The organism is Ancylobacter vacuolatus (genome assembly GCF_030813595.1).
Classification (GTDB): Bacteria; Pseudomonadota; Alphaproteobacteria; order Rhizobiales; family Xanthobacteraceae; genus Ancylobacter; species Ancylobacter vacuolatus.
This window is the reverse complement of the sequence record NZ_JAUSUH010000009.1, coordinates 134,993-159,247: the sequence shown is the minus strand read 5'-3', so window position 1 is coordinate 159,247 and position 24,255 is coordinate 134,993. Positions and strand designations below refer to the sequence as shown.

Here is a 24,255-nt window from a genome sequence, read left to right as displayed (position 1 = left end):
AAGTGTGACACGGCGCCGCCGCGAGGCTCCCTCTCCCCGCGGGGGGAGAGAGAGGGGGTGAGGCGCCCCGGCGGGCCAGGCACGGAAGCCGAGGTCCCTCACCCCGCACGTCGCACCCGCCTCGTGGCGATGGCGAGAGGCGGGTGGTTCACGCGGATGGGCTCACTTCAGCTTCGGGCACTGCTCGCCGGGATCGACGTCCTTGAAGGTGGAGATGATGCTCACCGAGCCGTCGCCCTTCACCTGGCCGAGATACATGGTGAGCGGCGCATGGCGCTGCTTGTTCATGATGATGGTGCCGCGCGGGCCTTCCACCGCGACTTCGGCCAGCGCCGGGATCACCTTGGCGGCCTCCGTCGTGCCGGCCTTCTCGACGGCGGCCTTGTAGGCATAGACGGCTTCATATTCCGGCACGGAGAGGTCGTTCGGCGTCTTCAGATCCTTGCCGAACTTCTTCTCCATCGCGGCGAGGAAGGCCTTGTTGGCGGGGGTGTCGATATTGGTGAAGTAGGAGCCGGCGATGTAGATGCCCTCGGCATCCGGGCCCATGGACTTGGCGGTGCCTTCATCCACGGCGAGGTTGCCATAGAGCGACTTGATGCCCGCCGCGCGCAGCTGCTTGGTGAGCGTCACGTTCGGCGCGCCGCCGGCGGTGGAGGTGATGATGGCGTCGGGATTGGCCGCCTTCACCTTGGAGAGGATGGCGGTCCAGTCGGTGGCGTCCATCGGGGCGTATTCGTCGCCGACGATCTTGCCGCCGGTCTTCTCGATGTACTCCTTCGTGAAGGCCAGCATGCCGCGCCCGAAGGCGTAGTCGGAGCCGATCAGGAAATAGGTCTTGGCGCCTTCCTTGTTGAAGAAGTCGACGATGGGGGCGACCTGCTGGTCGGGCACCCAGGCGTTCACGAACATGTAGGGGCTGCAGGAGCGGCCCTCATAGAACGAGGTGTAGATGTAGGGCACCTTGCCGCGATTGACGATCGGCAGGCCGGCATTGCGGGCGGCCGAGGTCTCCATCGAGATCAGCGCATCGACCTTCTTCTGGAAGATCAGCGAATCGAAGGCCTTCTGCGCGCCGGCCGCGCCGGAGGCGTCGTCGGCGACTTCGAGCACCACCTTCTTGCCGAGGATGCCGCCCTTGGCGTTGATCTCTTCCACCGCCAGTTCGGCGGACTGGACGACGGAAGGCGCGACCACGGAATTGGCGCCGGACAGGCCGACGGGAATGCCGATGGTGATGGTGTCGGCGGCGAGCGCCGGGCCGGCGAGCAGGCCGGCGGCGAACACGCCGGCCATCAGCAGGGAGCTACGGGACATAGGCTTTCTCCGGAAGGTTGCGGTTCTTGTTGGGGTGGAGGGCGGAGCGGGGGCCGGTCAGTACCAGCCCCGGGAAATGTCGGAGCCGAGCATCTCGGCATAGACATCGGTGCGCCGGTCGCGCAGCACCTGGTTGAAGTCGTTCCAGTTGCGGGCGCGGCGGGCGGCGCCGAGGTCGATTTCGGCCGAGACGATCTCCTCGCCGGTGCGGCTGGCCGGGCCGGCTTCGGGCCAGCCGGTGTAGCTGAGGATGAGGCTCTGGCCCTCGAAGGGCTGGCCACGCTCGGTGCCGATGCGGTCGGCGCAGGCGATGTAGAGCGAATTGGAATGGGCGGCGGCCATGGCGAGGATGTTGGCCATCGCCTCGCGGCCTTCCATCTGGCCGGGGATCGGCACCCAGTTGGTCGGCACGCAGACGATGTCCGCGCCCTGCAGCGCCTGCAGCCGGTAGGTCTCGGGGAACCAGCCATCGTAGCAGATGGCGACGCCGATCCGCCCCAGTGGGGTCTGGAACACCGGGAAGCCGTTATTGCCGGGCTCGAAGAACAGGTTCTCGTTGCCCCACAGATGCATCTTGCGATAGGTGCCGATATGGCCGTCGGGGCCGATCACCACAGCGCTGTTGTAGAGCGACGTGCCCTCGCGCTCGGTGATGCCGGCGACGATGTGCAGGCCGCGCTCATTGGCGATCTTCATCCACGCGGCGCAGGTCGGTCCGTCGGGAATGGTCTCGGCGAGGCCGAAGGCTTCCTCGCGGGTTTCGAACACGTAGCCGGTATTGGCGAGTTCCGGCAGCACGACCAGCTTGGCGCCGTCGTCCGCCGCGCGGGAGATGAGACCAAGCGAATGGGCGACATTGGCGCGGGTGTCGCCGAAGCGCGGCTCCATCTGGATGCAGGCGACGCGGACAAGGCTGGAGACCGGCATGGAGGCACACCTCTGCGATCGCCGCGGCGGCCCGCGGCGTGAAAACAAAAAGCCCCCGGCAGTGCCTTCCGGCACCATCGAGGGCTGCATAGCCTGGATGTTGAGCGGCAACGCTGCCGCCACGCTCACGAAGCGTTGGACCTATGGAAGCGCAGCGCCGGGGTCCTGTCAAGCGCCAATGCACGCGTTAAGGGCACAGTCGCATTTGCCTAGGAGTTAGGCAGGAAGGCTTACTTGTCCGGCTCGCCGTCGCGGTCGAGCTCGGCCAGCATCGCATGGGCATTGATGATCGAGCCGGCAATGGTGCCGATCGGTACCCGCTTGGCGGTCGCCTGCTTGCGCAGGAACTGGTAGGCGTCGTCCTCGGAAAGATTGCGCAGGCCCATCAAGAGCCGCGTCGCCTTTTCGACGTCGCGGCGGGTGCGCAGCGTGTCTTCCAGCTTGGTGATCTTGGCCAGCAGCCGCCCCTCATAGCCGCGCTGCGAGAGCGCCAGGACGAGGCTGGAGAGCACACCGGAGGCACGGATCGGGCGCACCAGCACGCCATGGGCGCTGGAATCCAGCAGCGCCTTCAGCACGGTCGGGTTCTCGTAGTCGACAATGGCGATATGGGCGATGGCGAGGTCCGCCATCCGCCACGGCATGGAGCTGCGGGTGTCGCGGTCGAGCAGGAAGAACACCGCGTCGAGGGGAAGCGGCAGCTGCGAGGGCGGGGGCCACACCACCTGCACCTGGCAGCCGATGCGCTGGAGCTGGCGCACGAGGTCGTCGCCGTCCTGGTCGCGCGGGTGCACCACGGCGACGCGGGTATTGCGCAGGTTCTGGATGAGCTGCGAGGCGCTCATGCCGGCCGCCTCCGCGCCGTCTGGCGGGCCGGCTCACGCATGGTCATAGATGTGGTCGACGAGATAGGGGTCGGGCTTCACCGGCGCCTTGGCCTCCCACACCACGTCGAAATCGCCATGCTCGTTCACCATGCCGATGCGCGGCAGGAGATAGGTGTGGTTGTTGTCCGGGTCGATGCGGATGCGGCCCTGCGGCGCGTCATATTCGGTGCCGAGCGCGGCGTCGACCAGGCGCTGGGTGTCGAGCGACTTCGCCCGCTTGAGCGCATCGGCGAACAGGTGGATCTGGAAATAGGCGGCCTCGGCATACATCGTCACCGCCGCGTCGCGGCCGAAACGGGCGCGGTAGGCCGCGACGAAGCGGCGATTGGCCGGGGTGTCGACGGTGGAGAAATAGGGCGCCGAGGTGATGTGGCCGACGCAGAGTTCCGGCCCGATGGCGCGGATCTCGCCCTCCGACATGGTGAGGCTGGCGATCGGCAGCGTGCGCGGGTCAAGCCCCGCCTCGCGGAACAGCCGGTAGAGCAGATGCGCGCCCTGGCCGACCACGGTGGAGAACACCACCGAGGGGGCGCGGCGGCGGATATCTTCCACCACGCGGCGAATCTGGTCCTCGTGCGGCTGTTCCGGCACATAGGTTTCCGCCACCACCTCGCCGCCCTCGCGCGAGACGAGGTCGCGCATGATGCGGTTGGATTCGCGGGGATAGATGTAGTCCGAGCCGACTAGATAGAAGCGCGGCCCGAAGCGGGACAGCAGATGGCGGGCGAGCTGCAGGCTGTTCTGGTTCGGTGCCGCGCCGGTATAGATGACGTTCGGCGAATATTCGAAGCCCTCATAGAGCGAGGGGTACCAGAGCAGCGCGTTGCGCCGTTCCACCGTGGCGAGGATCGCCTTGCGGCAGGAGGAAGTGCAGCAGCCGAAAATGGTGCTGATGCCGTCCTCGGTCAGCAGCCGCTCGGCGTAGCGGCGATAGAGTTCCGGGCTCGATTCCGGGTCGTAGCACACCGGCTCGATCGGCCGGCCGAGCACGCCCCCCGCGAGGTTGATCTCCTCGATGGCGAGCGCCGTGCCGCGGAAATGCTCGGTCTCCGGCTCGCGCATATGCCCCTTGCGGGAGAACAGCACGCCGACCCGCCAGGGCGTGCCCGACGTGCCGGAACCGTTCTCTACGCTGCCGAGACTCGTCACCGGCGCCTGCCCTGTGCCCTGTTTTCCCGGCGACGCCGAGCTGGCCCGTTTTGGCGCGCGCGCAGCCAGCAGGTCAAGTCCGCGCGGCGCGCGGCCGGGCAGGATGCTGATATATCGGGCGGCCAATCTGGCAAAAATGACATTACGCCGGGCGGCGCGCAAAAATACTCGGCGCCAAGCCGGCGCGGTGAGCACGCCGCTCACAAGGATTGGTCAGGCGAGGTGTCAAAAGCGTCATTATTCAGATGTCGTCCGCCCGGCGTCTGGCAACGGCCGAAAGCTGCGCTCTATTTCGCCTTGTCTGAAAACAGGGGGAGATTTCTCATGGTGCCAATCTCTCGACTATTTCGGGAACCGGAGAGCGCACATGTCGAACATTTTCCGCAACGGCGTCGACCGTCGCAATTTCCTCAAGACCTCCATGGCAGCGGCCGGCGGCCTCGTCGCCATGCCCTATATCGCCACCCGCGCCACGGGGGCGACGCTGAAGACGGTGAATTTCAGCGAGGCGGTGCACAATCTCGGTTACATCAACCTCTATGTCGGCATGCATGACGGCATCTTCGCCAAGCACGGGCTCGACATGAAGGTCTCGGCCGCCGGCGGCGACACCCAGACCTTCGCCGCCGTGCTCGGCGGGTCGGCCGATTTCGCCATTGGCGACGCCACCATGGCGCAGATCTCGCGCGAGAATGGCGGCCCCGGCGTCGTCGTCGGCACGGTGGTGCAGCGGGCGCATTATTTCGGCGTGTCGAAGACCATGGAGCCCTTCACCGACCCGAAGGACCTCAAGGGCAAGAAGGTTGTCACCTCGCCGGAGCCGAACACCAATTATTCCGTCACCAAGCGCATGGTCGAGCAGGCCGGGCTGAAGCTCGGCACCGATGTGACCATCGTTCCGGTGAGCCCCGGCACCGAGATCGGCGCCATGCTGGCGGGACAGGCCGACATGGCGGTGGCCTACCAGCCGAGCGTCGCCGCCGCCGAGGCGCAGGGCTCCAAGGTGGTGTTCGACTTCTCGAACTATATCGGCCCGTTCTGCAACACCGGCATCATGGTGCTGCCCAGCACCATCGCCAAGGACCCGGAAATGGTGCAGGCGCTGGTGACGGCGTTCGAGGAAGCCTCGCGCAAGACCTATGCCGACCCGGCCTTCGCCAAGAAGGTGGCGCGGCTCGAATTCCCCGATCTGCCGGGCGAGGTGGTCGACAAGGCGATCGACGCCGAGCTGAAATATCTCATCCCGGCGCAGTCGGTCGTCACCAAGCCCGACCAGTGGAAGAACCTGATGGACATGCAGCTCTACCTCGGCAACATCAAGGGCACGGTGAGCTTCGACCAGATCATCGACAACTCCTTCGCCGACAAGGCCGTCAAGCAGCTCGGGTGAGCGCGGTGGTTTCCCCCGCCATCGCGGCAGGGGCGCGCCCCCCGGCGCAAGCCGGCGCGCCGCCCCTCGTGGTCGCGCATGTGGCCAAGAGCTTCGACGCCGATGGGCGGGTGGTGCCCGTCATCGGCGACTTGTCGCTGACCCTGAACGAGGGCGAGATCGTCGCCATTGTCGGCCCCTCGGGCTGCGGCAAGACCACGTTGCTCAACACGCTGTGCGGCCTCATCGCCCCCGATTCCGGCCGCGTGAGTTGGTTCGGCCGGGAAATGTCCGGCCAGCCCGCCGGCGTCGGCTACATGCTGCAGAAGGACCTGCTGCTGCCCTGGCGCACGGCGCTGCGCAATGTGATGCTGGGGCTGGAGATACGCGGGGTGAGCCTTTCCGAGGCGGAGGAGCGTGCCCATGTCATGCTCGACCAGCTCGGCCTGCACGGCTTTGCCGACCATTACCCCACAACGCTATCGGGCGGCATGCGCCAGCGCGTGGCGCTGGCCCGCACGCTGGTGAACGAGCCGGACGTGCTGCTGCTCGACGAGCCCTTCGCCGCGCTCGACTTCCAGACCAAGCTGCTGATCGAGAGCGACACCGCCAAGCTGGTGCGCGAGAGCCGGCGCTCGGTGCTGCTCATCACCCATGACATCGAGGAGGCGGTCTCCATCGCCGACCGGGTGATCGTGCTGAGCAAACGCCCGACGCGGGTGAAGGCGATCTACGACATCGCGCTCGGCACCGAGCGCACCGACATGATCGCCGCCCGCGAGAGCGCCGGCTTCGTCGATTACGTCAGGCGCATCTGGGCCGATCTCGACGTGACGCGGAACTAGGAGGAACGCGATGAACGGTTCCCCCCTCCCGCCCCGCGCCGTCGCCGACGCTGGCATCGACTCGGCCGCAGAAAACGCCGCCGCTCGGCGCCTCGCCGCGCACAGGCGGGCCCGCCTGTGCGCGAGCCTGCTGGTGCTGGCAAGCCAGATCGCGCTGCTGGCGGCCTTCATCGCCTTCTGGGAGTACATGACCGCCTTCGACAAGCAGGCGGCCTTCATGTTCGGCTCGCCCTCGGCCATAGCCGGCTTTCTCCTCACCATGGCGAGCGATGGCAGCCTGTGGCGCGACACCTATGTCACCGGGGTGGAGACGCTGCTCGGCTTCCTGGTCGGCAATGTCATCGGCACGCTGATCGGCCTGTCGCTGTGGTATTCGCGCTTCGTCTCGCGGGTGATCGAGCCCTTCGTCATCGCGCTCGGCTCGATCCCGATCATCGCGCTGGCGCCGATCATCATCATCTGGTTCGGCACCGGCCTCACCTCGAAGATCGCCATGTCGACGCTCTCCGTGGTCATCGTCGCGCTGGTGACGTCCTATAAGGGCGCGGTCGGGGTCGATGCCGACCAGATCAATTTGATGCGGACGCTCGGCGCCTCGAAGTTCCAGATCTTCCGCAAGCTGGTGGTGCCGGCCTCGCTGACCGATATCTTCGCCGGCTTCAAGCTCACCGTCGGCTTCGCGCTGATCGGCGCCATCGTCGGCGAGTTCATGTCGTCCTCGGAAGGGCTCGGCCATGCCATTTTCAAGGCCGGCTCGCTCTACATCATCCCCAAGGTGTTCGCCGCGCTGGTCGCCACCATCGCGCTCGCCCTCGTCCTCACCTTCATCGTCGGCAAGGTGGAAAAGCTGCTCATGCCCTGGCGTCGCCTCGGCTGAGCGCGTTTCGACCTGCCGCGCCCGTGCCCAAAGGAGTGACCATGAACCAGCGTGTCAGCAAGGCCGGCAACATCAAATACGCCCTGTCGGCCAATGATGCCTTCGTCGCCGCAGTCTCGCCCGGCGAGACCTTCGTGGTGGAGTGCGCCATCAACGCCAATGACGGCACCATCCGCCATCTCGGCCAGCAGCTGACCGAGGCGGATGTGTCGCTGCCCTTCGTCAATGGCGCCACCGGACCGATCGAGGTCAAGGGCGCCAAGCGCGGCGACATGCTGAAGCTTGAAATCCTCGGCATGGAGCTCGACACGCTCGGCTTCACCGCGCTGTGGCCGGGCATCGGCATGTTTCCGGACTGGGTGCGGCAGAAGGAGTTCGGCATGCGCACCCATGTCGTCGAGGTGAAGGACGGCATCGTCCACTGGAGCGACAAGGTGAAGCTGCCGGTGCGCCCGATGATCGGCGTCGCCGGCGTCGCCCCGGTGCATGGCGGTGTGCTCACGGTGGACAACGGCACCCATGGCGGCAATCTCGACGTGCAGGAGATTACCCCCGGCAACACGGTGATGTTCCGGGTGAACCATGACGGCGCCCATCTCTTCCTTGGCGATTGCCACGCGCTGCAGGGCGATGGCGAGGCCAATGGCATGGGCGCGATCGAGATCGCCGCCACGCTCACCGTGCGGGTGACGCTGGAAGAGGCGCCGGCCCGGCTCAGTCATCCCCGCATCGAGACGCCGACCCATATCTGCACGCTCGGCTGCGCCCGCCCGCTGGAGGACGCGATGCGGATTGCCTTCCAGGAGATGATCTACTGGCTGGAAGACGCGTACGGCATCCCGGCGGCGGAGGGCTACATGCTGCTCGGCCAGATCGCCGAGGCGCGCTGCACCCAGGTGGTGAACCCGAAATACACCTATATCTGCAAGGTCGACAAAAGCGTGCTCGCCCAGTTCGCCGGCTAAAAGTGACCGGTCAGCGCGGCACGGCGGCGGCGGGGAAGGCGACGACGTTCTCCTCCCGCCGCGTCAGGCTGCCGGCGATCTCCACCAGCTGGTGCGGGGTGAAGGGCTTGCCGATGACAGGAGCGTGGGCGAAGGCGGCCGGGAGGTTTTCCCGGCCATAGCCGCTGACGAAGGCGAAGCGGAGGCCCCGCCGGGTCAGCGCGGCGGCCACCGCATCCACCGGCTTGCCGTGCAGATTGCCGTCGAGCAGGGCGGCGTCGAAGCTCTCGGCCTCGATCATCTCAAGCGCTTCCTCGACAGTACGGGCCGGGCCGCACACTGTGGCGCCGGCATCCTCCAGCACCGCGATGAGTTCGAGCGCGACCAATGCCTCGTCCTCGACCACCAGAAGGCGGCAGCCATCGAGCGCCTGCGCCTCGCGCGCCGGTGCCAGTGCCGGCGCGGCGGCCAGCCTGCCCGTCCGCTCGGCGCCCGGGGCGGCAGGGCCGTCGAGCTTCATGGCGAGGTCCCAGACCACGCCGTCGCTGCGGAAGGAGACGGTGGCGGTGCCGCCATCCGATTTCATGCTGCTGTCGATGAGGGTCGAGCCGAAGCCGCGCTTCAGCGGCGCCTGCACCGGCGGACCGCCGCTTTCCTGCCAGCGCAGCTGCAGTTGCTCGCCTTCCACCGACCATTCCAGCACGACCCGGCCGGCGGGCCGGGAAAAGGCGCCATATTTGAGCGCATTGGTCGCCAGCTCGTGCAGGATCAGTGCGAGGCGCAGCGCCGGCTGCGGCAGCAGCTGCACCCGGGGGCCGCTGGCCTGCAGGCGCGCGGGGTCAATCGTGCCGAGCCGCAGCTGGTCGCGCACGAGGTCCATCAGGTCGGCGCCCTGCCAGGTGCGGTCGCTCAGCATGCCATGGGCGCGCGCCAGCGCCTGGATGCGGCCGGAAAAGGTGGCGGAGAACTGGTCGGGGTTGCGGGTGTAGCGCAGGGTCTGGGTGGCGATGGCTTGCACGCTGGCCAGCGTGTTCTTCACCCGGTGGTTCAGCTCGCCGATGAGCAGCAGCTGGGTTTCCTCGGCGCGGCGGCGATCGGTGATGTCGAGGATCTGCACGCTCAGCGACACCGGCGTGCCGTCCGGGCGGCGCAGCACCGAGCTGTACCATTCGCAGTCGAGCATGCTGCCGTCGCGGGCGCGGCAGCGCACCGTGTCGTGCCCGCGCTGGTGCGAGGTGTCGGCCATCGAGGCGGAGAACAGCGCGACCATATCGGCGATGCAGCTGTCCGGCATCCAGCCGAGATCGGCCAGCGGATGGCCGATCATCTCCGGCGCGGTCCAGCCAAACATGCGCTCGGCGCCCTTCGACCAGCCGAGCAGCCGCATGTCGGGATCGAACTCGACGATGGCGAGCGGCGAATTGTCGGTGTGGGCCTGAAGCCGGTCGAGCGCGCCGCTCAGCTCGGCTGCTGCTTTGGCGAGCGCGTCCTTCTGCAGGGCCAGCTGCTCATGCTGGCGGGCGATGGAGAAGAACACGTCCGCCTTGCTCTTCAGGATGAGCGGGTCGATCGGCTTGTAGATGAAGTCGACCGCGCCGGCCTCGTAGCCCTTGAAGCGGCGGCCCTCATCGGTGGCGGCGGCGGTGACGAAGATGATCGGCACGCGGCGGGTGCGCCCGGTGCCGCGCATCATCTCGGCCAGCTCAAAGCCATCCATGTCAGGCATCTGCACGTCGAGCAGAGCGAGGGCGAAATCATGCTCCAGCAGCAGTTCCAGCGCCTCGATGCCGGAGCGGGCCTTGTACAGCGCCAGCCCGTCGCGGCGCAGCAGCGCCTCCAGTGCGCGCAGATTCTCGTCGATGTCGTCGACCAGGAGGAACTTCACCGGCTCAGGCGACGCCATGGCGGGTCTCCATCTGCGCCACCATCGCCAGCCGGCGATAGATGCGCTCATCGGGGGCGAAGGAGGCGAAGGCGTCGGCGTGCTCGGAAAAGCGCAGGCTCTCATTCATGCCGAGACCGAGAAAGCCGCCGCGCGTCAGCGAGTCCCGGAACAGGCCCAGCGCCCGGTCCTGCAGGTTCGAATCGAAATAGATCAGCACGTTGCGGCAGGAGATCAGGTGCATTTCGGAAAACACCTGGTCGGAGGCGAGGCTGTGCTCGGCGAACACGGTGCGCGCGCGCAGCGACTTGTCGAACACCGCCCCGCCATAGGCGGCGGTGTAGTAGTCCGAGAGCGAGGAATGCCCGCCAGCCTTGCGGTGGTTCTCGGTGAACAGGGGGATGCGGTCGAGATCGAAAATGCCGAGCTCGGCCCGGGCCAGTGCCACCGGGTTGGTGTCGGTGGCGTAGAACATGGTGCGCGCTTCCAGCCCCTCCTCGCGGAACAGGATCGCCAGCGAATACAGCTCCTCGCCGGCGCTGCACCCCGCCACCCACACTTTGAGCGAGGGGAAGGTGCGCAGATGCGGGATCACCTGCTCGCGCAGGGCGCGGAAATAGGCGGGATCGCGGAACATCTCGCTCACCTGCACGGTGAGGCACTCGATCATGAGCGGCAGCAGCTCGGGCTCGCGCAGCAGGCGCGCCTGCACATGCGAGAGCGTGTCGCAGTGCAGACGCTGGCGCAGCAGCTCGGCCCGGCGGCTCAGCGAGGAGCGCGAATAGGAGCGGAAATCATAGTGGTAGCGGCGATGGATCGCTTCCACCAGCAGGTCGAGCTCGATCTTCTCGCTGACACTCGTGTGGCCCATCACGCTGGCGAGGCCCGTCATCGCGACATCCACACCCGGGCGAGGGAGAGCAGCTTGTCGACATCAAGCGGCTTGGCGAGATAGTCATTGGCGCCCGCCGCCAGGCACTGTTCCTGGTCGTCCGCCATCGCCTTGGCGGTGAGCATGATGACCGGCAGCGTCTCCCAGCCCGGCCGCCGGCGGATCTCCCGCGTGGCGGTGAGGCCGTCCATTTCCGGCATCATCACATCCATCAGCACCAGGTCGATTGGCGGACCGCCCTCCGCCTTCTCCAGGAATTCCAGCGCCTCGCGGCCATTGCGGGCGATCTGCACCCGGGCGCCGTGCGGTTCGAAGATGGAGGTGAGGGCGAAGACGTTGCGCACATCGTCCTCCACCACGAGGATGTGGCGGCCCTCCAGGCGGGCGTCGCGGTTGAGCGAGGTGGCGAGCAGCTTCTGCTGCTGCACCGGCAGGTCGGACACCACCTGGTGCAGGAACAGCGTCACCTCGTCGATCAGCCGCTCCGGCGATTTCGCGCCCTTGATGATGATCGACTTGGAGTAGCGGCGCAGCCGAAGCTCCTCGGCATCGGTCAGCTCGCGCGCGGTGTAGACGATAACAGGCGGGAACGCCGCCGCCTCATTGTCGGCGAGCCGGCTCAGCAGATCGAAGCCGGTGGCGTCCGGCAGCGTCATGTCGAGCACCATGCAGTCGAAGGTCTCGCTCTCCAGCCGGGCCAGCGCCTCGGCGGCGGTGGCGGCGCCGACCGTCTCGACCTCCTTTGCCGAGAGAAGCTCGCTGAGGCCCCGCAGCTGGGCCGGGTCGTCCTCGACGATCAGGATGCGGCGCAGCTGGCGCGCCATGCGGAATTCGAGCCGCTCCAGCGCCTGCACCAGCTCGTCGCGCCTGACCGGCTTCATCATGTAGCTGACCGCGCCATAGGCCAGGGCGGTCTGCTCGTAATCGCTGGCGGAGACCACATGGACGGCGATATGGCGGGTGCGGGCATCGTGCTTCAGCCGGTCGAGAACGGTGAGGCCGGAATGGTCCGGCAGCCCCATGTCGAGCACCACCGCGTGCGGCAGATATTGCCGCGCGGCGATCACCCCGTCGTCGGCGGTCGTGGTGACGATGCACTGGAAGCCGAGCTCATGGGCGAGATCGAGCAGGATGCGGGCGAAAGCGAGATCGTCCTCCACCACCAGGATGACCCGGGAGCCGGCGGTGAGGCGGGCGCGGTCGTCGTCGATGCCGGCGGGCGCACGGGGGGAAAGGGTGGCGGCCTCGTCGGCCGGCACGGGTCGTGGCGCGTCCTTGCGGGCGGCCGGGCTGCGGCGGCCCGAGCGGGTGGGCGGGGCCGGACTGGCGCTGTCGACGACGATGCCGCGGAAGCGGGTCGGCACCACCAGGCTGAAGGTGCTGCCCTCGCCGAGCCGGCTCTCCAGCTGGATCTCGCCGCCGAGAAGAACGGTCAGCTCGCGGGAGATCGACAGGCCGAGCCCGGTGCCGCCATAGCGGCGATCAATGGTGCCGTCGGCCTGGCGGAAGGCCTCGAAGATCGCCTCCTGCTGTTCCTCGGCGATGCCGATGCCGGAATCGCGGACCGCGAACACGACATGGTCGTCCGGGTCGGTGTCGATGGCGAGAACCACCTCGCCCTGCGCGGTGAACTTGATCGCGTTGGAGAGGAAGTTCTTCAGCACCTGTTCGAGGCGCTGCGGGTCGCTTTCCAAAAGCTGCGGCACGTGCGGCGCCACCTCGGCCCGCAGGGCGACACCCTTCTGCGCCGCCTGCGGCTCGAAGCTGCGGATCAGCTTCTCGGCCAGCGCCGCGATCGCCACCTGCTGCGGCTTCAGCTCCAGCTTGCCGGCCTCGATCTTCGACAGGTCGAGAATGTCGTTGATGAGGGTGAGCAGGTCGTTGCCCGAGGTTTCGATCATCTGGGCGAAGCCCACCTGGTCCTCGGTCAGGTTGCCGTGCCGGTTCTCGCCGAGCAGCCGCGCCATGATGAGCAGCGCGTTGAGCGGCGTGCGCAGCTCGTGCGACATGTTGGCGAGGAATTCGGACTTGTAGCGGCTGGCGGTGGCGAGGTCGTTGGCCCGCTCCTTCAGCGCCCCCTGAGTGCGGGCGAGATCGTCGCGCTGGGCTTCCAGCAGCTGCGTCTGCTCCTCCAGCTGGGCGTTGAACTCCTCCAGCTCCGCCTGCTGCCGCTCCAGCCGGCGCTGCGACTCCTGCAGCGCCTGGCTCTGTTCGTGCAGCTCCTCATTGGCGGAGGTCAGCTCCTCGCCATGGGCGCGCAGTTCTTCCGCCTGCCGGCGGGTTTCCTCCAGCAGCTCTTCCAGCCGTGTGCGGTACTGCGCCGAGCGCAGCGCCACGCCGACCGCGCCGGCGGTGCGCTCCAGGAATTCCAGCGCCTCGGCGCCCGGCTTGCGGCGGAAGCCGAGCTCCAGCACGCCGTTGACGGCATCGTCCTCGCGGGTGGGGGTCAGCAGCAGCCAGTCGGGCTTGGCCTTGCCGAGCGAGGAGCCGAAATAGAGATAGCCCTCGGGCACGGCGTCGACGGTGAAGCTGCGATTATCGGCGATCACCTGGCCGACCAGGCCGTCGCCGCGGCTTATCCGGGCCGGCACCGGCGCCTCGGCGGGCACGCCATAGCTGGCGGCGCGGGCAAAGGCGTCGTGGTCGCGGGCATAGAAGAGAGCGGCCTGCGCGCCGAGCCGCTCGGCCAGAAAGGCGAGGACGCGCTCGCCCAGCTCCTGGCTGGACAGGTCGCCCATCATTCGGCGCGACAGGTCTACCTGCGCCGTGCGGATCCATTCCTCGCGGCGCACGGCCAGCTTGTTGCGGATGAAGAAGAAGCCCGTCGCCGCCAGGATCCACACCGTGGCCGTGCCCATGGAGCGGTTGAGCAGGGCGATGCTGGGGTCGATGCCGGGGCGGTCGACCATATAGCCCGCGACGATGACGCTGGTGACGGCAGCGGCGGTGACGAGCGGCACGTGGGTGCGCCAGGCGAGAAAGGCGAGCACCACCGGGATGAAATAGATAACCCACACGGCGACGCCGAGCGGAAACGAAAGGTCCGCCAGAAACACCAGCGCGGTGAGCGCGGCGAGAAGGACATAGAGAAGGACCGGCTTCTCCCCGAGCGCCCTGAACTGCACGCTGCCCTCACTCCCCTGAAAAGACGCTGCGAGGCTGCGTGCCGCCGACCCGCCAGATGCCGTGACGTCCGCCGCGTCAGGTGCTGGCGCACCTGCAGCGCCGCTCATTCCGCGCAGGACGCATTTCCCCGGCGCCCATAAACATTTCTGCCGCGGGAAGGTTCCGGCTATTTGGAAAGAAAGTGGAGCGAGCCGGCAGCCTGGCCGGCGCAGCTCACGCCGGGATGCGGTCCGCCTCGGCGAACTGGGTCCGCACCATGCGGGCGTAGAGGCCGCCCCGCGCCACCAGTTCGGCATGATTGCCCTGCTCGGCGACACCGTCACGGGTGACGACGACGATGCGGTCGGCGGTGCGGATGGTCGACAGGCGGTGGGCGATGATCAGCGTGGTGCGCCCGACCGAGAGCGCCGCCAGGGCGCGCTGGATCTCCCACTCGGTCTCGCTGTCCAGCGCCGAGGTCGCCTCGTCGAGAATGAGGATGGGCGGATCCTTCAGGAACATGCGGGCGATGGCGAGCCGCTGCTTCTGCCCGCCCGAGAGCTTCACCCCGCGCTCGCCGATCACCGTGTCGAGCCCGAGCGGCAGCTCGGCGAGCAGGCCGTCGAGCTGCGCCCGGCGCGCCGCCTCCAGGATCGCGGCCTCGCTGGCGTCGAGCCGGCCATAGGCGATGTTCTCGCGAATGGTGCCGCCGAACAGGAACACGTCCTGCTGGACGATGCCGATGTTCCGGCGCAGCGAGTCGAGGCGCACATCGCGTATATCGTGCCCGTCTATGCTGATGCGCCCACCGGTGACGTCGTAGAAGCGTGGCAGCAGCGAGCACAGCGTGGTCTTGCCGGCGCCTGAGGGGCCGACAAAGGCGACGCTCTCGCCAGCGCGTATGTCGAGGTCGATCCCGTTCAGCACCGGCGCCGCAGGGCCATAGGCAAAGCGCACGCCCTCATAGCGGATGGCGCCCTTGACGCCGGCCAGCTCGATCGCGCCGGGGCGATCGGCGACATCCGGCTTGGTGGCGAGGAAGTCGAGATAGGAGCGCAGGCCGGCAATGCCCTTGGGGTAGACTTCCATGACAGCCGCGATCTTCTCCAGCGGCCGGAAGAACACCCCGACCAGCAGCAGGAAGCCGACAAAGCCGCCATTGCTGAGTTCGCCGCGCAGCACGAACCAGGTGCCGGCCAGCATGATGATGACCTGCGTGAGCCGCATGCCGAGATAGGACAGCGAGGCATTGGCCGCCAGCAGCCGGTAGGCTTCCAGCTTGGTGCTGCGGTAATGCGCATTCTCCACCGCGAAAAGCCGGCTTTCATGCTCCTCATTGGCGAAGGACTGCACCACGCGGATGCCGCCGATATTCTCCTCGATGCGGGCGTTGAAGGCGCCGACCCGGCCGAACAGCGCACGGAAATTCGCCGTCATCCGCCGCCCGTAGCGGGTGGTGATGAGGGCGCTGGCGGGCACGATGATGGCGGTGAGCAGGGCAAGGTGGACATTCACGCTCAGCATCACCAAGAAGGCGCCGACGAAGGTCATCACGGCTATGAACACGTCCTCGGGGCCGTGATGGGCGACCTCGCCGATCTCCTCCAGATCCTTGGTGAGGCGGGCGACGAGATGGCCGGTCTTGTGGTTGTCGAAATAGGAGAAGGATAGCTTCTGCACATGATCGAAGGCGCGCCGGCGCATCTCGGTCTCGATATTGATGCCGAGCATGTGGCCCCAATAGGTGACGATGGCCATCAGCGCCGCATTGAGCAGGTAGATCACCAGCAGCCCCACCGCCGCCCAGACGATGAGGTGCCAGTCCTGCCCCGGCAGCAGGTGGTCAATAAACAGCTTCACCGCCAGCGGGAAGCCCAGCTCCAGCAGGCCGGACAGCACCGCGCAGGAAAAATCGAGCATGAACAGCCCCTTATAGGGGGCGTAATAGGTCAGGAACGGCCGGATGAGCTGCATGATGGATCGCTTATAGCGGCCTCAATCGGCCAGATCGATACCGGGATGGCCCAGCCGCCAATAGGCGGCGATGGCGCATCGGCGTTTGGCGAGGCCGCGCTCGCCGGTGATGAGCCGGCGAAGCGCCCGCGCCGTCTTCTGCTCGCAGCCCGCCCACACATGAACGTTCTCCACGTCCCGCGGAAAGGCGAGCGCCCGCACCGCCCGTTCCAGCTGATCGCCCGTGCCGGGGGCGGCGCCGTCGCGGTGCAGCCATTGCACGTCGAGCCGGGCGAGGGAAGGCAGGGGCTGCTGCTCGCGCGCATCCGCCACTTCCAGCCGGATCACGGCCTCGGCATTGGCGGGCAGCGCGGCAACCATGCGGGCGATGGCCGGCAGCGCGGTCTCGTCCCCCGCGAGCAGGTACCAGCGGGCCGGCGGCAGGCCGGCGCCGCCGGGCCCGAGCAGGCCGACCCGGTCGCCGGCACGGGCCTGACGGGACCAGTCCGCCCCCGGCGTGGCGATGCCGGGGTGCTGCATCACGTCGAGCGCGATTTCGCACCGGGCCAGATCCACCTCCCGCACCGTGTAGACGCGCGGCGTCAGTGCGTCCGCGCCGGTGGGCCAGATCGTGCGCCCGTCCGGCGCGGCATGGGGCCAGACCGGATCGCGGCCGGTCGGGGGAATGAGCACCCGCACATGCAGCCCGCCAGTGGCGAAATGCGCGGCGTCGCCTTCCAGCACCACGCGGCGCATCAGGGGAGTGAGCTGCCGGGTCCGGGCGACACGCATCTCGCGGAAATAGGGCAGGCAGGGATTGCCCGCGCCATGGCCTTCCCAGGCGAAGGCGGCGACGGTACCGGCCGTCGCCGCATGGATGTGCTCGGCCAGCTGCATCTTGAGCACCGCCAGCCGGTCCTCGCGGTCGCTGCGGGCGCGCAGGGAGAGACAGCCGGCCGCCTCGACCGCGAGATCGACCTTGCCGCACCAGTTCTCCAGCCGGGCGGTGCCGGGCGAACGGTGGCGGGTCGCCTCCGGTTCCAGCCGGTCGCACAGAAGGGCCAGCAGCTCCGCCGGCGCCGCGCAGGGTATGTGCGCAGAAGCGGTGAATGGGTCAGCCATGCCGGCCTCCTCCCCGTTGCAGAAGCCAGATGAGGTAGGGCCCGCCGACCAGCGCCGCGAGCAGGCCGGTGGGCAGCTGATAGGGAAAGGCCAGCATGCGGGCCAGCCAGTCGGCGAGCAGCAGCACCCCCGCGCCGATCAGCGCCGAGGCGAAGACGAAGGATCGTCCCGAGGCGAAGCCGGTGAGGCGCGCCAGATGCGGGCCGATCAGCCCGACGAGGCTCAGCGGGCCGACGAAGAACGCCGCCACCCCGGTCATCAGCGCCGCCAGCAAGGTGAGGGCGAGCTGGCTGGCGCCGACCGGCACGCCGAGCGCCGCGCTCACCCCCGCACCGAGCGGCAGGATCTCCAGCCAGCGGCCGAGAACGGCAACGGGCAGCAGCAGCACCAGCGCGGCGGCCGCGAGCATCCAGGCCTCATTGGCGCCGACCCTGTCGGTGGAGCCGGACATCCAGGCCAGCAGCCGGAAGCTGCCGGGCCCGCCGGCGGCGAAGACGGCGGAGAGCAGAGCGAACCCGGTGCAGCCGAGGGCGATGCCGCACAGCAGCAGCCGTTCCGCCGCGAATCCGGTCCAGGCCGCCATCAGCAGCACCAGAGCGAGCGCCCCGAGCGCCCCGCCGGCGCTGGCGGCGAGCAGCAGGGCGGCGCTCGGCGCGGGCGAGAGGGTGAGCGCGAGTGCGAGGCCGACCCCGGCGCCGGCGCTCACCCCCAGCACTTCCGGCCCGGCCAGCGGATTGCCGGTGAGCCGCTGCATGATCGCCCCCGCCGCCCCGAGCAGCCCGCCCGCCGCCGCCGCCGCGACGATGCGCGGGATACGGAACACCGCCAGCTCCGCCAGAAGCGGGCCGGTGGTGAGCGCCCAGCCTTCGAGGTCGCGCCCGGCCAGCAGCGCGAGGATGGCGATGAGCGTCGCTCCGGCCGCCAGCAGGGCCAGGGCCCGGCCGGGCCGGCGCAGGCGCCGGGCGTGGCCGGTGGCCCTAAGCGGTTGCGGTGCGGAGGCCGGCAGCCGCGGCAGCAGCCAGAGCAGCAGCGGCCCGCCGAGCAGGCCGACCGCCGCGCCGGTGGGAATGAGATCACCGCCGCCGCTGGCCGTCAGCTGCACCAGGCTGTCGGTGATCCACAGCATCAGCGCCCCGATCAGCGGCGCGGCGAGCAGCACGGCGCCTGGCCGGCGCGCGCCGCCAAGGCGGGCGAAAGCGGGGGCGGCGAGGCCGACAAAGCCGATCACGCCCACCTGGGAGACGACGCTGGCCGCCAGCCAGACGGCGAGCGCGATGATGGCAAGTCGCATGCCCTGCACCGCCATGCCGAGGCTGCGGGCGGCGGCATCGTCCAGCATCATCAGCTCCAGCGGGCGCAGCAGCAGCAAGGCGGCGCCGGCGCCGAGCGCCAGCCGCGTGCCGATCAGCAGCGCCGGCTGCCAGTTCTGCTGGTGCAGCGCGCCGGCGCCCCAGATGAACAGCGAGAACACATAGTCCCCGCGCGCCAGGATCAGCGCCGCGCTCATCGCCCCCGCCATGAGCGAGAGCGTCATGCCGGCGACGACGACCGTGACCGGCTCGAAGCCGCGCCGCCAGCTCATCGCCAGAACCAGCGCCACGGCAAGGATGCCACCGGCAAAGGCGGTGCCTTCGCGGGAGAAGGCGAGCAGCGCCGGGGCGAAGGCGATGGCGAGCGTCAGCGCCAGCTGGGCGCCGGCGGCGATGCCCAGCGTCGAGGGATCGGCGATCGGGTTGCGCAGCACGCGCTGCAGCAGGGCGCCGGAAAGCCCCAGCGCCGCCCCTGCCAGCAGCGCCGTCGCGGCGCGCGGCAGCAGGCTGTGCCAGAGCAGCAGCTGTTCCAACGCCGTGGCGTCCGGTCCCTCCAGCGCCGGCTGGCGGGCCAGCACCAGCGCGAACAGAACCGTGCCGAACAGGGCGAGCGCCAGCCCGGCCTGGAGCGGGCGCAGGCGGGCGGGGCGGGTAAGCGTCAGCTCAGCCAAGGCTTCCCCCTTGCCGGGCGGCGTCGCCCTCGGCCCGCAGCGCCGCGCTCAGCAGCCGGGCGAAGCGCGCGGCGGTCGGCAGGCCGCCGAACGGATCGACGCTGTCAAGCACGGCGAGGCGATGGTCGCGGACATTGGGCAGCGCGTTCCACAGCGCGCTCGTCGACAGCACCCGCGCCGCATCCGGCGGCACCGGGCGCAGGATGACGAGGAAGGCCTCGGGAAAACGCGCCAGCGCCTCCAGTCCGATCGGGGCGGAGGCGGCGTAGGAGGTGCGGTCGCCCCACGCATTGGCGAGGCCGAGGCGGACCAGCACCTCGCCGAACAGGCTGTCGGCGCCGAAGACGCGGAAATGTCTGGAATCGCCGAGATTGAGCACCAGCACCGGCCGGCCGGCATGGCGTGCGAGGTCGCCACGCTCGGCGTCGATCTGCGCGTTGACGCGGGCGATCAGCGCGCCGGCGGCCTCCTCCCGCCCGGTCAGCGCGCCGATCCGCGCCGCCGCCGCCTCGGCGCGCGCGAAGGGCGGGTCGCCGGTGCGGTAGATCGAGAGGGTCTCGACCGGGGCGATGAGGCGCAGCGTCGGCTCCATCTCGGCATAGTAGTTCGAGCTGAAGATGAGGTCGGGACGCGCCAGCCTCAGCGCCTCGAAATTCGGCGCGCCGCGCAGGCCGATATCGATCACGGAAGGCGGCACCGGCGGCTCGACCGCCACCTGGCGGAACAGCACCAGCTCGGCCGCCGCCACCGGCGTGATCCCCATGCCGAGAAGTGTTTCCAGCAGCGCCCAGTCGACGGTGGCGACCCGCAGCGCGGCAGATTCGGCGCGCGCGCCCGGTGCGGCGAGCGCCAGTGGGGCCGCGAGCAGGGCGCGGCGGCTGAGGCCCGGTCCTGATCTCACAGCACATAGCTCATCGGCGTGCCGCTGACCGGGTGCGCCATCACGCCCATGTCGAGCCCATAGATCGCGCGCAGCCGCTCCGGCTCCATGATCTCATGGCACGGCCCATGGGCGATGAGCCGGCCGCCGCGCAGCGCCAGCAGCGCGTCGCAGGTGCGCGCGGCGAGGTTGATGTCGTGCAGGATGACGATGACGGTCATGGCGCCTTGCTGCCCCGGCCCGCCGGTGGCCTCGCCGCCCAATTCGCGCAGGATGGCGAGCACCTCCATCTGATGGGCGATGTCGAGCGCCGAGGTCGGCTCGTCGAGCAGCAGGCAGCGCGCCCCCTGCGCCAGCATCAGCGCCAGCCAGGCGCGCTGGCGCTCGCCGCCGGACAGGCTGTCCACCGCGCGCTCGCGAAAGGCGGCGAGCCCGGTGCGCTGGATCGCCGCCTCCACCCGCGCCGCGTCTTCGGCGCTGAAGCGGCCGAGCGCGCCATGCCAGGGGTAGCGGCCGAGGCTGACCAGCTCGCGCACATTCATGCCGTCGGAAGCCGGCATGAACTGCGGCATATAGGCGACTTCCCGGGCGAAGGCGCGCCCGGCCCAGGCGCCGAGCGGGCGGCCGTCGAAGCGCAGTTCCCCGCCGCTGGGGGCGAGCTGGCGCGCCATCATCTTCAGCAGCGTGCTCTTGCCGGAACCGTTCGGGCCGATCAGCCCATAGACGCGCCCGGCCGGCAGGTCGAGCGTCAGGGGCTCAAGGATCGCCCGCTCGCCGAGCGTGAAGGCCGCCCCGCGCAGGGACCAGTGCGCGCCGGCCGGCGCTGGGTGCGCCCGCTCTACCATTTGTAGGAGAGGGTCCCGACCACGGTGCGGCCATCGCCATAGTAGCAGCCGAAGAAGCCGCAGCTGGCGACATAGGTCTCGTCGGCGATGTTGTTCACATTGAGCTGGGCCTTGAAGGGCCCCTTCTCATAATGGATGGCGGCGTCGAACAGGGTGTTGGAGGAGAGGAAGATGCTGTTGTCGTCCAGCGCGTAGCGGTCGCCGACAAAGCGCACGCCGCCGCCAAAGCCGAAGCCGGCGAGGGTGCCGGAGGGAATGGTGTAGTCGAGCCAGACATTGGCCATGTTCTCGGGCACGTTGGCCGGGCGGTTGCCGGCATATTCGCCCTGCGTGATCTCGGCGTTCATATAGGTGTAGTTGGCGATCAAATTGAGCCCGTCCGCCAGCCCGGCCACGGCGGTGAACTCGAAGCCCTTCACCCGCACCTCGCCGAGCTGGGTCTCATAGCTGACGCCATCGATCAGCTCGGTCGACACCACATTGGACTGGGTGATGTCATAGGCGGCGAGGGTGAAGAAGCCGTTCCAGCCGACCGGCTGGTACTTCACGCCCACTTCCACCTGCTCGCCCTGCATCGGCTGGAACGCCGCCCCGCCGAGCTGGGTCGGCATGTTGCCGATGACCGGCTCAAAGGAGGTGGAGTAGTTGAAATAAGGGGCGATGCCGTTGTCGAACAGATAGGTCAGCCCGACGCGGCCGGTGAAGGCGCTGTCGTCCTGGTCCTGTGCGGTGTCGCCGAAATTGGTCAGGCTGGTCGAATCGGTGGTCGCCCAGTCATGGCGCAGGCCGACGGTGAGCAGCCAGTTCTGCAGGCGGATCTGGTCCTGTGCATAGACGCCGGTCTGGGAGATGGTGCCGTCGACATCCGCCGTGTACCACGGCGTGCCGCTGACCGGCTGGTTGTAGACCGGGAACAGGATGTTGATCGGCGAGGCGGTGCCGAAGGCGGTGTCGTTCGATTCGCTGTAGCGGCGATAATCGACGCCGATCAGCACCTTATGGCTGAGCGGGCCGGTCTCGAACGTTCCGTGCAGCTGGCTGTCGACGTTGAAGGTCTGCTGGTCTTCCGAATTCTCCGACGAGCCGCGATTGGCGACCAGCGGATCGGTGGTGCTGAGCGCGCTGTAGTAGAGGCTGTTATAATCCCAGTCGAGCACCGCATAACGGGTGTTCTGGCGGAATTCCCAGGCCTCGTTGAGGCGGTGCTTGAACTCGTAGCCGACGCTGCCGAAGGTGCGGTTGGAGTTGTCGTAGTCGGGATCGCCGAGGAACAGGCTGCGCGGCAGGCGAAGGCCGCCATCGGCATCCACCGTGTACTGCACCGGCAGCCCGACCGGGGTGCCCGACTGGTCGTACTGGATGTTGGCCAGCACGGTGAGCGAGGTGTCGGTGGAGGGCTGCCAGGTCAGCGCCGGGGCGAAGAACAGGCGGTTATCGTCGACATAGTCCGTCTGGGTGCCGCCGTCGCGGGCGAGACCGGTGAACCGATAGGCGAAATCGGCATGATCGGGGATCACGCCGCCAATGTCGAAACGGCCGGTGTAGCGGTCGAAGCTGCCAAATTCTGCCTGCACCTCGCCGAAATTGGTGAAGGTTGGCCGCTTGGAGATGAAGTCGATCAGGCCGCCGGGATTGCCCTGGCCATAGAGCACCGAGGCCGGGCCGCGCAGCACGTCGATCCGCTCCATGCCATAGGGATCGAGCGCCGTGACGCCGGCCTGGCGCATCAGCTTCAGGCCGTTGAGATACATGCTGTTATCGGCCTTGAAGCCGCGGATGATCGGGCTGTCGAAGCGGGGGTCGGTGCCGAAGGGCTGGGAGACGACGCCGGCGGTGTAGTCGAGCGCCTGGCCGACATTCTGCACGGCGCGGGCGTCCATCTGGTCGCGCGTCACCACCGAGATCGACTGCGGCACCTCGATCAGCGGCGTGTTGGTCTTGGTGCCGGCGGTGCTGGTGCGAGCGACATAGCCATCGGTGTCGTCGGTACGCTGGCCCTGGATGTCGATCTGTTCGAGCTCGATCGCCGCCGCGCCGTCCTGCGCCCGCGCCAGGCTGGCCGGAACAATCATCGCCGCGCTGCCCATCAGCAGCGATACCATCGAGAGGCCCAGCCGTTCGCGCATCATGCTACCCGTTCTGAAACAGTTGAGATGAATTATAAAGAAGCGTTTCCCTCCGGCCCCAGGAAACACCGCTTCATATCAATGAACATCCCGCCGTTCTTGTCGCATCCTCTTGTGTTTTGGACGATCGTGTTTTCTATTGCGCGTTGATCGAATGGATTTGGCGCCAGAATAAGGCGAAGTGCTAGTTCATATTGATTCTAAGCTATGAAATCCCGCATTGATCTTGGCGAGCGGCACGCAGGATGACATTCCAACCTCGCATGACCTCGTCGGTGGAGGGCATAACCCTTCTGGATGAGCTGCACTGGCGGCGCTGGAACGGGATCATCGCCGATGTCTGGCATGTCGCCTGCGCGGCGGGGGCGCGTGGCCACTATGTCTCGCGCGACGCCCGGCTGTTCGTGGTGCTGGAGCGCGAGGGCGCGCGCTCGGATGTGCAGCTCTCGGCCGATGGCAGCCCCCGCACGGTGCAGCGCGTCCCGCACCGGATGAGCTTCGTGCCCGCCGACATGCCGATCTGGTCGCATATCGACGAGCCGGTACGGGTGCGGCATCTCGATCTGCATTTCCATGCGCCCACGCTGAGCGAGCGGCTGGGCGAGGATCTCGCCGGCGACCAGCTGTCGACGCCGCGGTTGGACTTCCTCGACCCGCGCCTCTTCACCCTGGCGCAGCTGATCGCCGAGGAATGCACCGGCCCGGACCGCCATCATGATCTCTATGGCGACGGGCTGACGCTGGCGCTGTTCATCGACCTGCTGCGCCTCGGCCGCCCCACGCCGGGGGCGCAGGCCCCGCGCGCCACGCTGTCGCCGCGCCAGCTCCGGCGCGTGACCGATTTCATCGAGGCCAATTGCTCACGCAATATCCGGCTGCATGAACTGGCGGAACTGACCGGCCTGTCGCAGTCCTATTTCAGCCACGCCTTCAAGGCGGCGACCGGGGTGCCGCCTTATCAGTGGCACATGAAGGCGCGGCTGCGGAAGGTGCAGGCGCTGCTCGCCGATTCCGACCTGCCGCTCACCCAGATCGCCTCCGCCACCGGCTTTACCGATCAGGCGCATCTGACCCGCAGCTTCCGCCGCCTCACCGGTGCCACCCCCGCCGCCTGGCGGCGCGCCCAGGGAAGCTGAGGCCACGCTCCCCCGATT

18 protein-coding genes are annotated in these 24,255 nt (G+C 68.3%); 5 read left to right on the top strand and 13 right to left on the bottom strand.

From position 1 onward, the window contains the following. Positions 1-162 precede the first annotated feature (162 nt). The 4 genes from J2S76_RS17870 to J2S76_RS17855 all read right to left on the bottom strand — a co-directional run bounded on the left by J2S76_RS17870 (position 163) and on the right by J2S76_RS17855 (position 4,280). Entirely contained in the window at positions 163-1,317 is a 1,155-nt protein-coding gene (locus J2S76_RS17870; RefSeq protein WP_370874778.1) for a substrate-binding protein, read from the bottom strand. A 57-nt stretch (positions 1,318-1,374) separates the two neighbouring features. After that, positions 1,375-2,205, bottom strand: a complete 831-nt coding sequence (locus J2S76_RS17865) for a nitrilase family protein (protein ID WP_370874782.1) — start codon at positions 2,203-2,205, stop codon at positions 1,375-1,377. A 269-nt stretch (positions 2,206-2,474) separates the two neighbouring features. Then, a complete protein-coding gene (locus J2S76_RS17860) occupies positions 2,475-3,089 on the bottom strand; it encodes an ANTAR domain-containing response regulator (RefSeq protein ID WP_307062589.1) in 615 nt (204 codons plus the stop codon). A gap of 33 nt (positions 3,090-3,122) precedes the next feature. Further along, positions 3,123-4,280: a transporter substrate-binding domain-containing protein gene (locus J2S76_RS17855; protein WP_307062587.1), complete on the bottom strand. Its 1,158-nt coding sequence runs from the start codon at positions 4,278-4,280 to the stop codon at positions 3,123-3,125. A 367-nt stretch (positions 4,281-4,647) separates the two neighbouring features. On the opposite strand from J2S76_RS17855, the gene J2S76_RS17850 reads away from it, so the two are divergent. The 4 genes from J2S76_RS17850 to J2S76_RS17835 are packed head-to-tail and all read left to right on the top strand — an operon-like array spanning position 4,648 to position 8,336. Further along, entirely contained in the window at positions 4,648-5,670 is a 1,023-nt protein-coding gene (locus J2S76_RS17850; RefSeq protein WP_307062585.1) for an ABC transporter substrate-binding protein, read from the top strand. After that, positions 5,667-6,494 carry an ABC transporter ATP-binding protein gene (locus J2S76_RS17845; RefSeq protein WP_370874776.1) on the top strand — a complete coding sequence of 276 codons (828 nt, stop codon included), beginning with the start codon at positions 5,667-5,669 and terminating at the stop codon, positions 6,492-6,494. Before J2S76_RS17850 ends, J2S76_RS17845 begins: the two co-directional genes overlap by 4 nt. A gap of 10 nt (positions 6,495-6,504) precedes the next feature. Further along, entirely contained in the window at positions 6,505-7,371 is an 867-nt protein-coding gene (locus J2S76_RS17840; protein WP_307062581.1) for an ABC transporter permease, read from the top strand. A gap of 41 nt (positions 7,372-7,412) precedes the next feature. Continuing rightward, complete coding sequence (locus J2S76_RS17835; protein WP_307062579.1) at positions 7,413-8,336, top strand: acetamidase/formamidase family protein; 924 nt, start codon at positions 7,413-7,415, stop codon at positions 8,334-8,336. A 10-nt stretch (positions 8,337-8,346) separates the two neighbouring features. Here the strand turns inward: J2S76_RS17835 and J2S76_RS17830 are convergent, their stop codons facing one another. From J2S76_RS17830 to J2S76_RS17790, 9 genes are all read right to left on the bottom strand, one after another. After that, a complete protein-coding gene (locus J2S76_RS17830) occupies positions 8,347-10,218 on the bottom strand; it encodes a response regulator (protein WP_307062577.1) in 1,872 nt (623 codons plus the stop codon). Then, positions 10,205-11,089 (bottom strand): CheR family methyltransferase, encoded by an 885-nt coding sequence (locus tag J2S76_RS17825; RefSeq protein ID WP_307062576.1) that lies wholly within the window; start codon positions 11,087-11,089, stop codon positions 10,205-10,207. Before J2S76_RS17825 ends, J2S76_RS17830 begins: the two co-directional genes overlap by 14 nt. Beyond that, positions 11,086-14,214 carry a response regulator gene (locus J2S76_RS17820; protein ID WP_307062574.1) on the bottom strand — a complete coding sequence of 1,043 codons (3,129 nt, stop codon included), beginning with the start codon at positions 14,212-14,214 and terminating at the stop codon, positions 11,086-11,088. The genes J2S76_RS17825 and J2S76_RS17820 overlap by 4 nt, the downstream gene beginning before the upstream one ends. 214 nt (positions 14,215-14,428) lie before the next feature. Next, on the bottom strand, positions 14,429-16,168 hold the full coding sequence (locus J2S76_RS17815; protein ID WP_307062573.1) for an ABC transporter ATP-binding protein: 1,740 nt from the start codon (positions 16,166-16,168) through the stop codon (positions 14,429-14,431). Positions 16,169-16,189: 21 nt separating this feature from the next. Beyond that, positions 16,190-17,269, bottom strand: a complete 1,080-nt coding sequence (locus J2S76_RS17810) for a siderophore-interacting protein (protein ID WP_307062571.1) — start codon at positions 17,267-17,269, stop codon at positions 16,190-16,192. After that, positions 17,262-19,250, bottom strand: coding sequence for a Fe(3+)-hydroxamate ABC transporter permease FhuB (fhuB, locus tag J2S76_RS17805; protein WP_307062569.1), 1,989 nt, complete (start codon positions 19,248-19,250; stop codon positions 17,262-17,264). The genes J2S76_RS17810 and fhuB overlap by 8 nt, the downstream gene beginning before the upstream one ends. After that, positions 19,243-20,151 carry an ABC transporter substrate-binding protein gene (locus J2S76_RS17800; protein WP_307062567.1) on the bottom strand — a complete coding sequence of 303 codons (909 nt, stop codon included), beginning with the start codon at positions 20,149-20,151 and terminating at the stop codon, positions 19,243-19,245. Before J2S76_RS17800 ends, fhuB begins: the two co-directional genes overlap by 8 nt. Further along, on the bottom strand, positions 20,148-20,975 hold the full coding sequence (locus J2S76_RS17795; RefSeq protein WP_307062566.1) for an ATP-binding cassette domain-containing protein: 828 nt from the start codon (positions 20,973-20,975) through the stop codon (positions 20,148-20,150). Before J2S76_RS17795 ends, J2S76_RS17800 begins: the two co-directional genes overlap by 4 nt. After that, on the bottom strand, positions 20,969-23,101 hold the full coding sequence (locus tag J2S76_RS17790; protein ID WP_307062563.1) for a TonB-dependent siderophore receptor: 2,133 nt from the start codon (positions 23,099-23,101) through the stop codon (positions 20,969-20,971). Before J2S76_RS17790 ends, J2S76_RS17795 begins: the two co-directional genes overlap by 7 nt. A gap of 245 nt (positions 23,102-23,346) precedes the next feature. Between J2S76_RS17790 and J2S76_RS17785 the strand changes: the two genes are divergently transcribed. After that, on the top strand, positions 23,347-24,237 hold the full coding sequence (locus tag J2S76_RS17785; RefSeq protein WP_307062561.1) for an AraC family transcriptional regulator: 891 nt from the start codon (positions 23,347-23,349) through the stop codon (positions 24,235-24,237). Positions 24,238-24,255: the final 18 nt, after the last annotated feature.

What these genes read in the sequence shown, in the direction of transcription:
- J2S76_RS17840 (WP_307062581.1), top strand. Translation starts at nt 6,505, where the DNA reads ATGAACGGTTCCCCCCTCCCGCCCCGCGCCGTCGCCGACGCTGGCATC.
- J2S76_RS17815 (WP_307062573.1), bottom strand. Translation starts at nt 16,168, where the DNA reads ATGCAGCTCATCCGGCCGTTCCTGACCTATTACGCCCCCTATAAGGGG.
- J2S76_RS17850 (WP_307062585.1), top strand. Translation starts at nt 4,648, where the DNA reads ATGTCGAACATTTTCCGCAACGGCGTCGACCGTCGCAATTTCCTCAAG.
- J2S76_RS17870 (WP_370874778.1), bottom strand. Translation starts at nt 1,317, where the DNA reads ATGTCCCGTAGCTCCCTGCTGATGGCCGGCGTGTTCGCCGCCGGCCTG.
- J2S76_RS17795 (WP_307062566.1), bottom strand. Translation starts at nt 20,975, where the DNA reads ATGGTAGAGCGGGCGCACCCAGCGCCGGCCGGCGCGCACTGGTCCCTG.
- J2S76_RS17790 (WP_307062563.1), bottom strand. Translation starts at nt 23,101, where the DNA reads ATGCGCGAACGGCTGGGCCTCTCGATGGTATCGCTGCTGATGGGCAGC.
- J2S76_RS17830 (WP_307062577.1), bottom strand. Translation starts at nt 10,218, where the DNA reads ATGGCGTCGCCTGAGCCGGTGAAGTTCCTCCTGGTCGACGACATCGAC.
- J2S76_RS17785 (WP_307062561.1), top strand. Translation starts at nt 23,347, where the DNA reads ATGACATTCCAACCTCGCATGACCTCGTCGGTGGAGGGCATAACCCTT.
- J2S76_RS17860 (WP_307062589.1), bottom strand. Translation starts at nt 3,089, where the DNA reads ATGAGCGCCTCGCAGCTCATCCAGAACCTGCGCAATACCCGCGTCGCC.
- J2S76_RS17865 (WP_370874782.1), bottom strand. Translation starts at nt 2,205, where the DNA reads ATGGAGCCGCGCTTCGGCGACACCCGCGCCAATGTCGCCCATTCGCTT.
- J2S76_RS17825 (WP_307062576.1), bottom strand. Translation starts at nt 11,089, where the DNA reads ATGACGGGCCTCGCCAGCGTGATGGGCCACACGAGTGTCAGCGAGAAG.
- J2S76_RS17835 (WP_307062579.1), top strand. Translation starts at nt 7,413, where the DNA reads ATGAACCAGCGTGTCAGCAAGGCCGGCAACATCAAATACGCCCTGTCG.
- J2S76_RS17810 (WP_307062571.1), bottom strand. Translation starts at nt 17,269, where the DNA reads ATGGCTGACCCATTCACCGCTTCTGCGCACATACCCTGCGCGGCGCCG.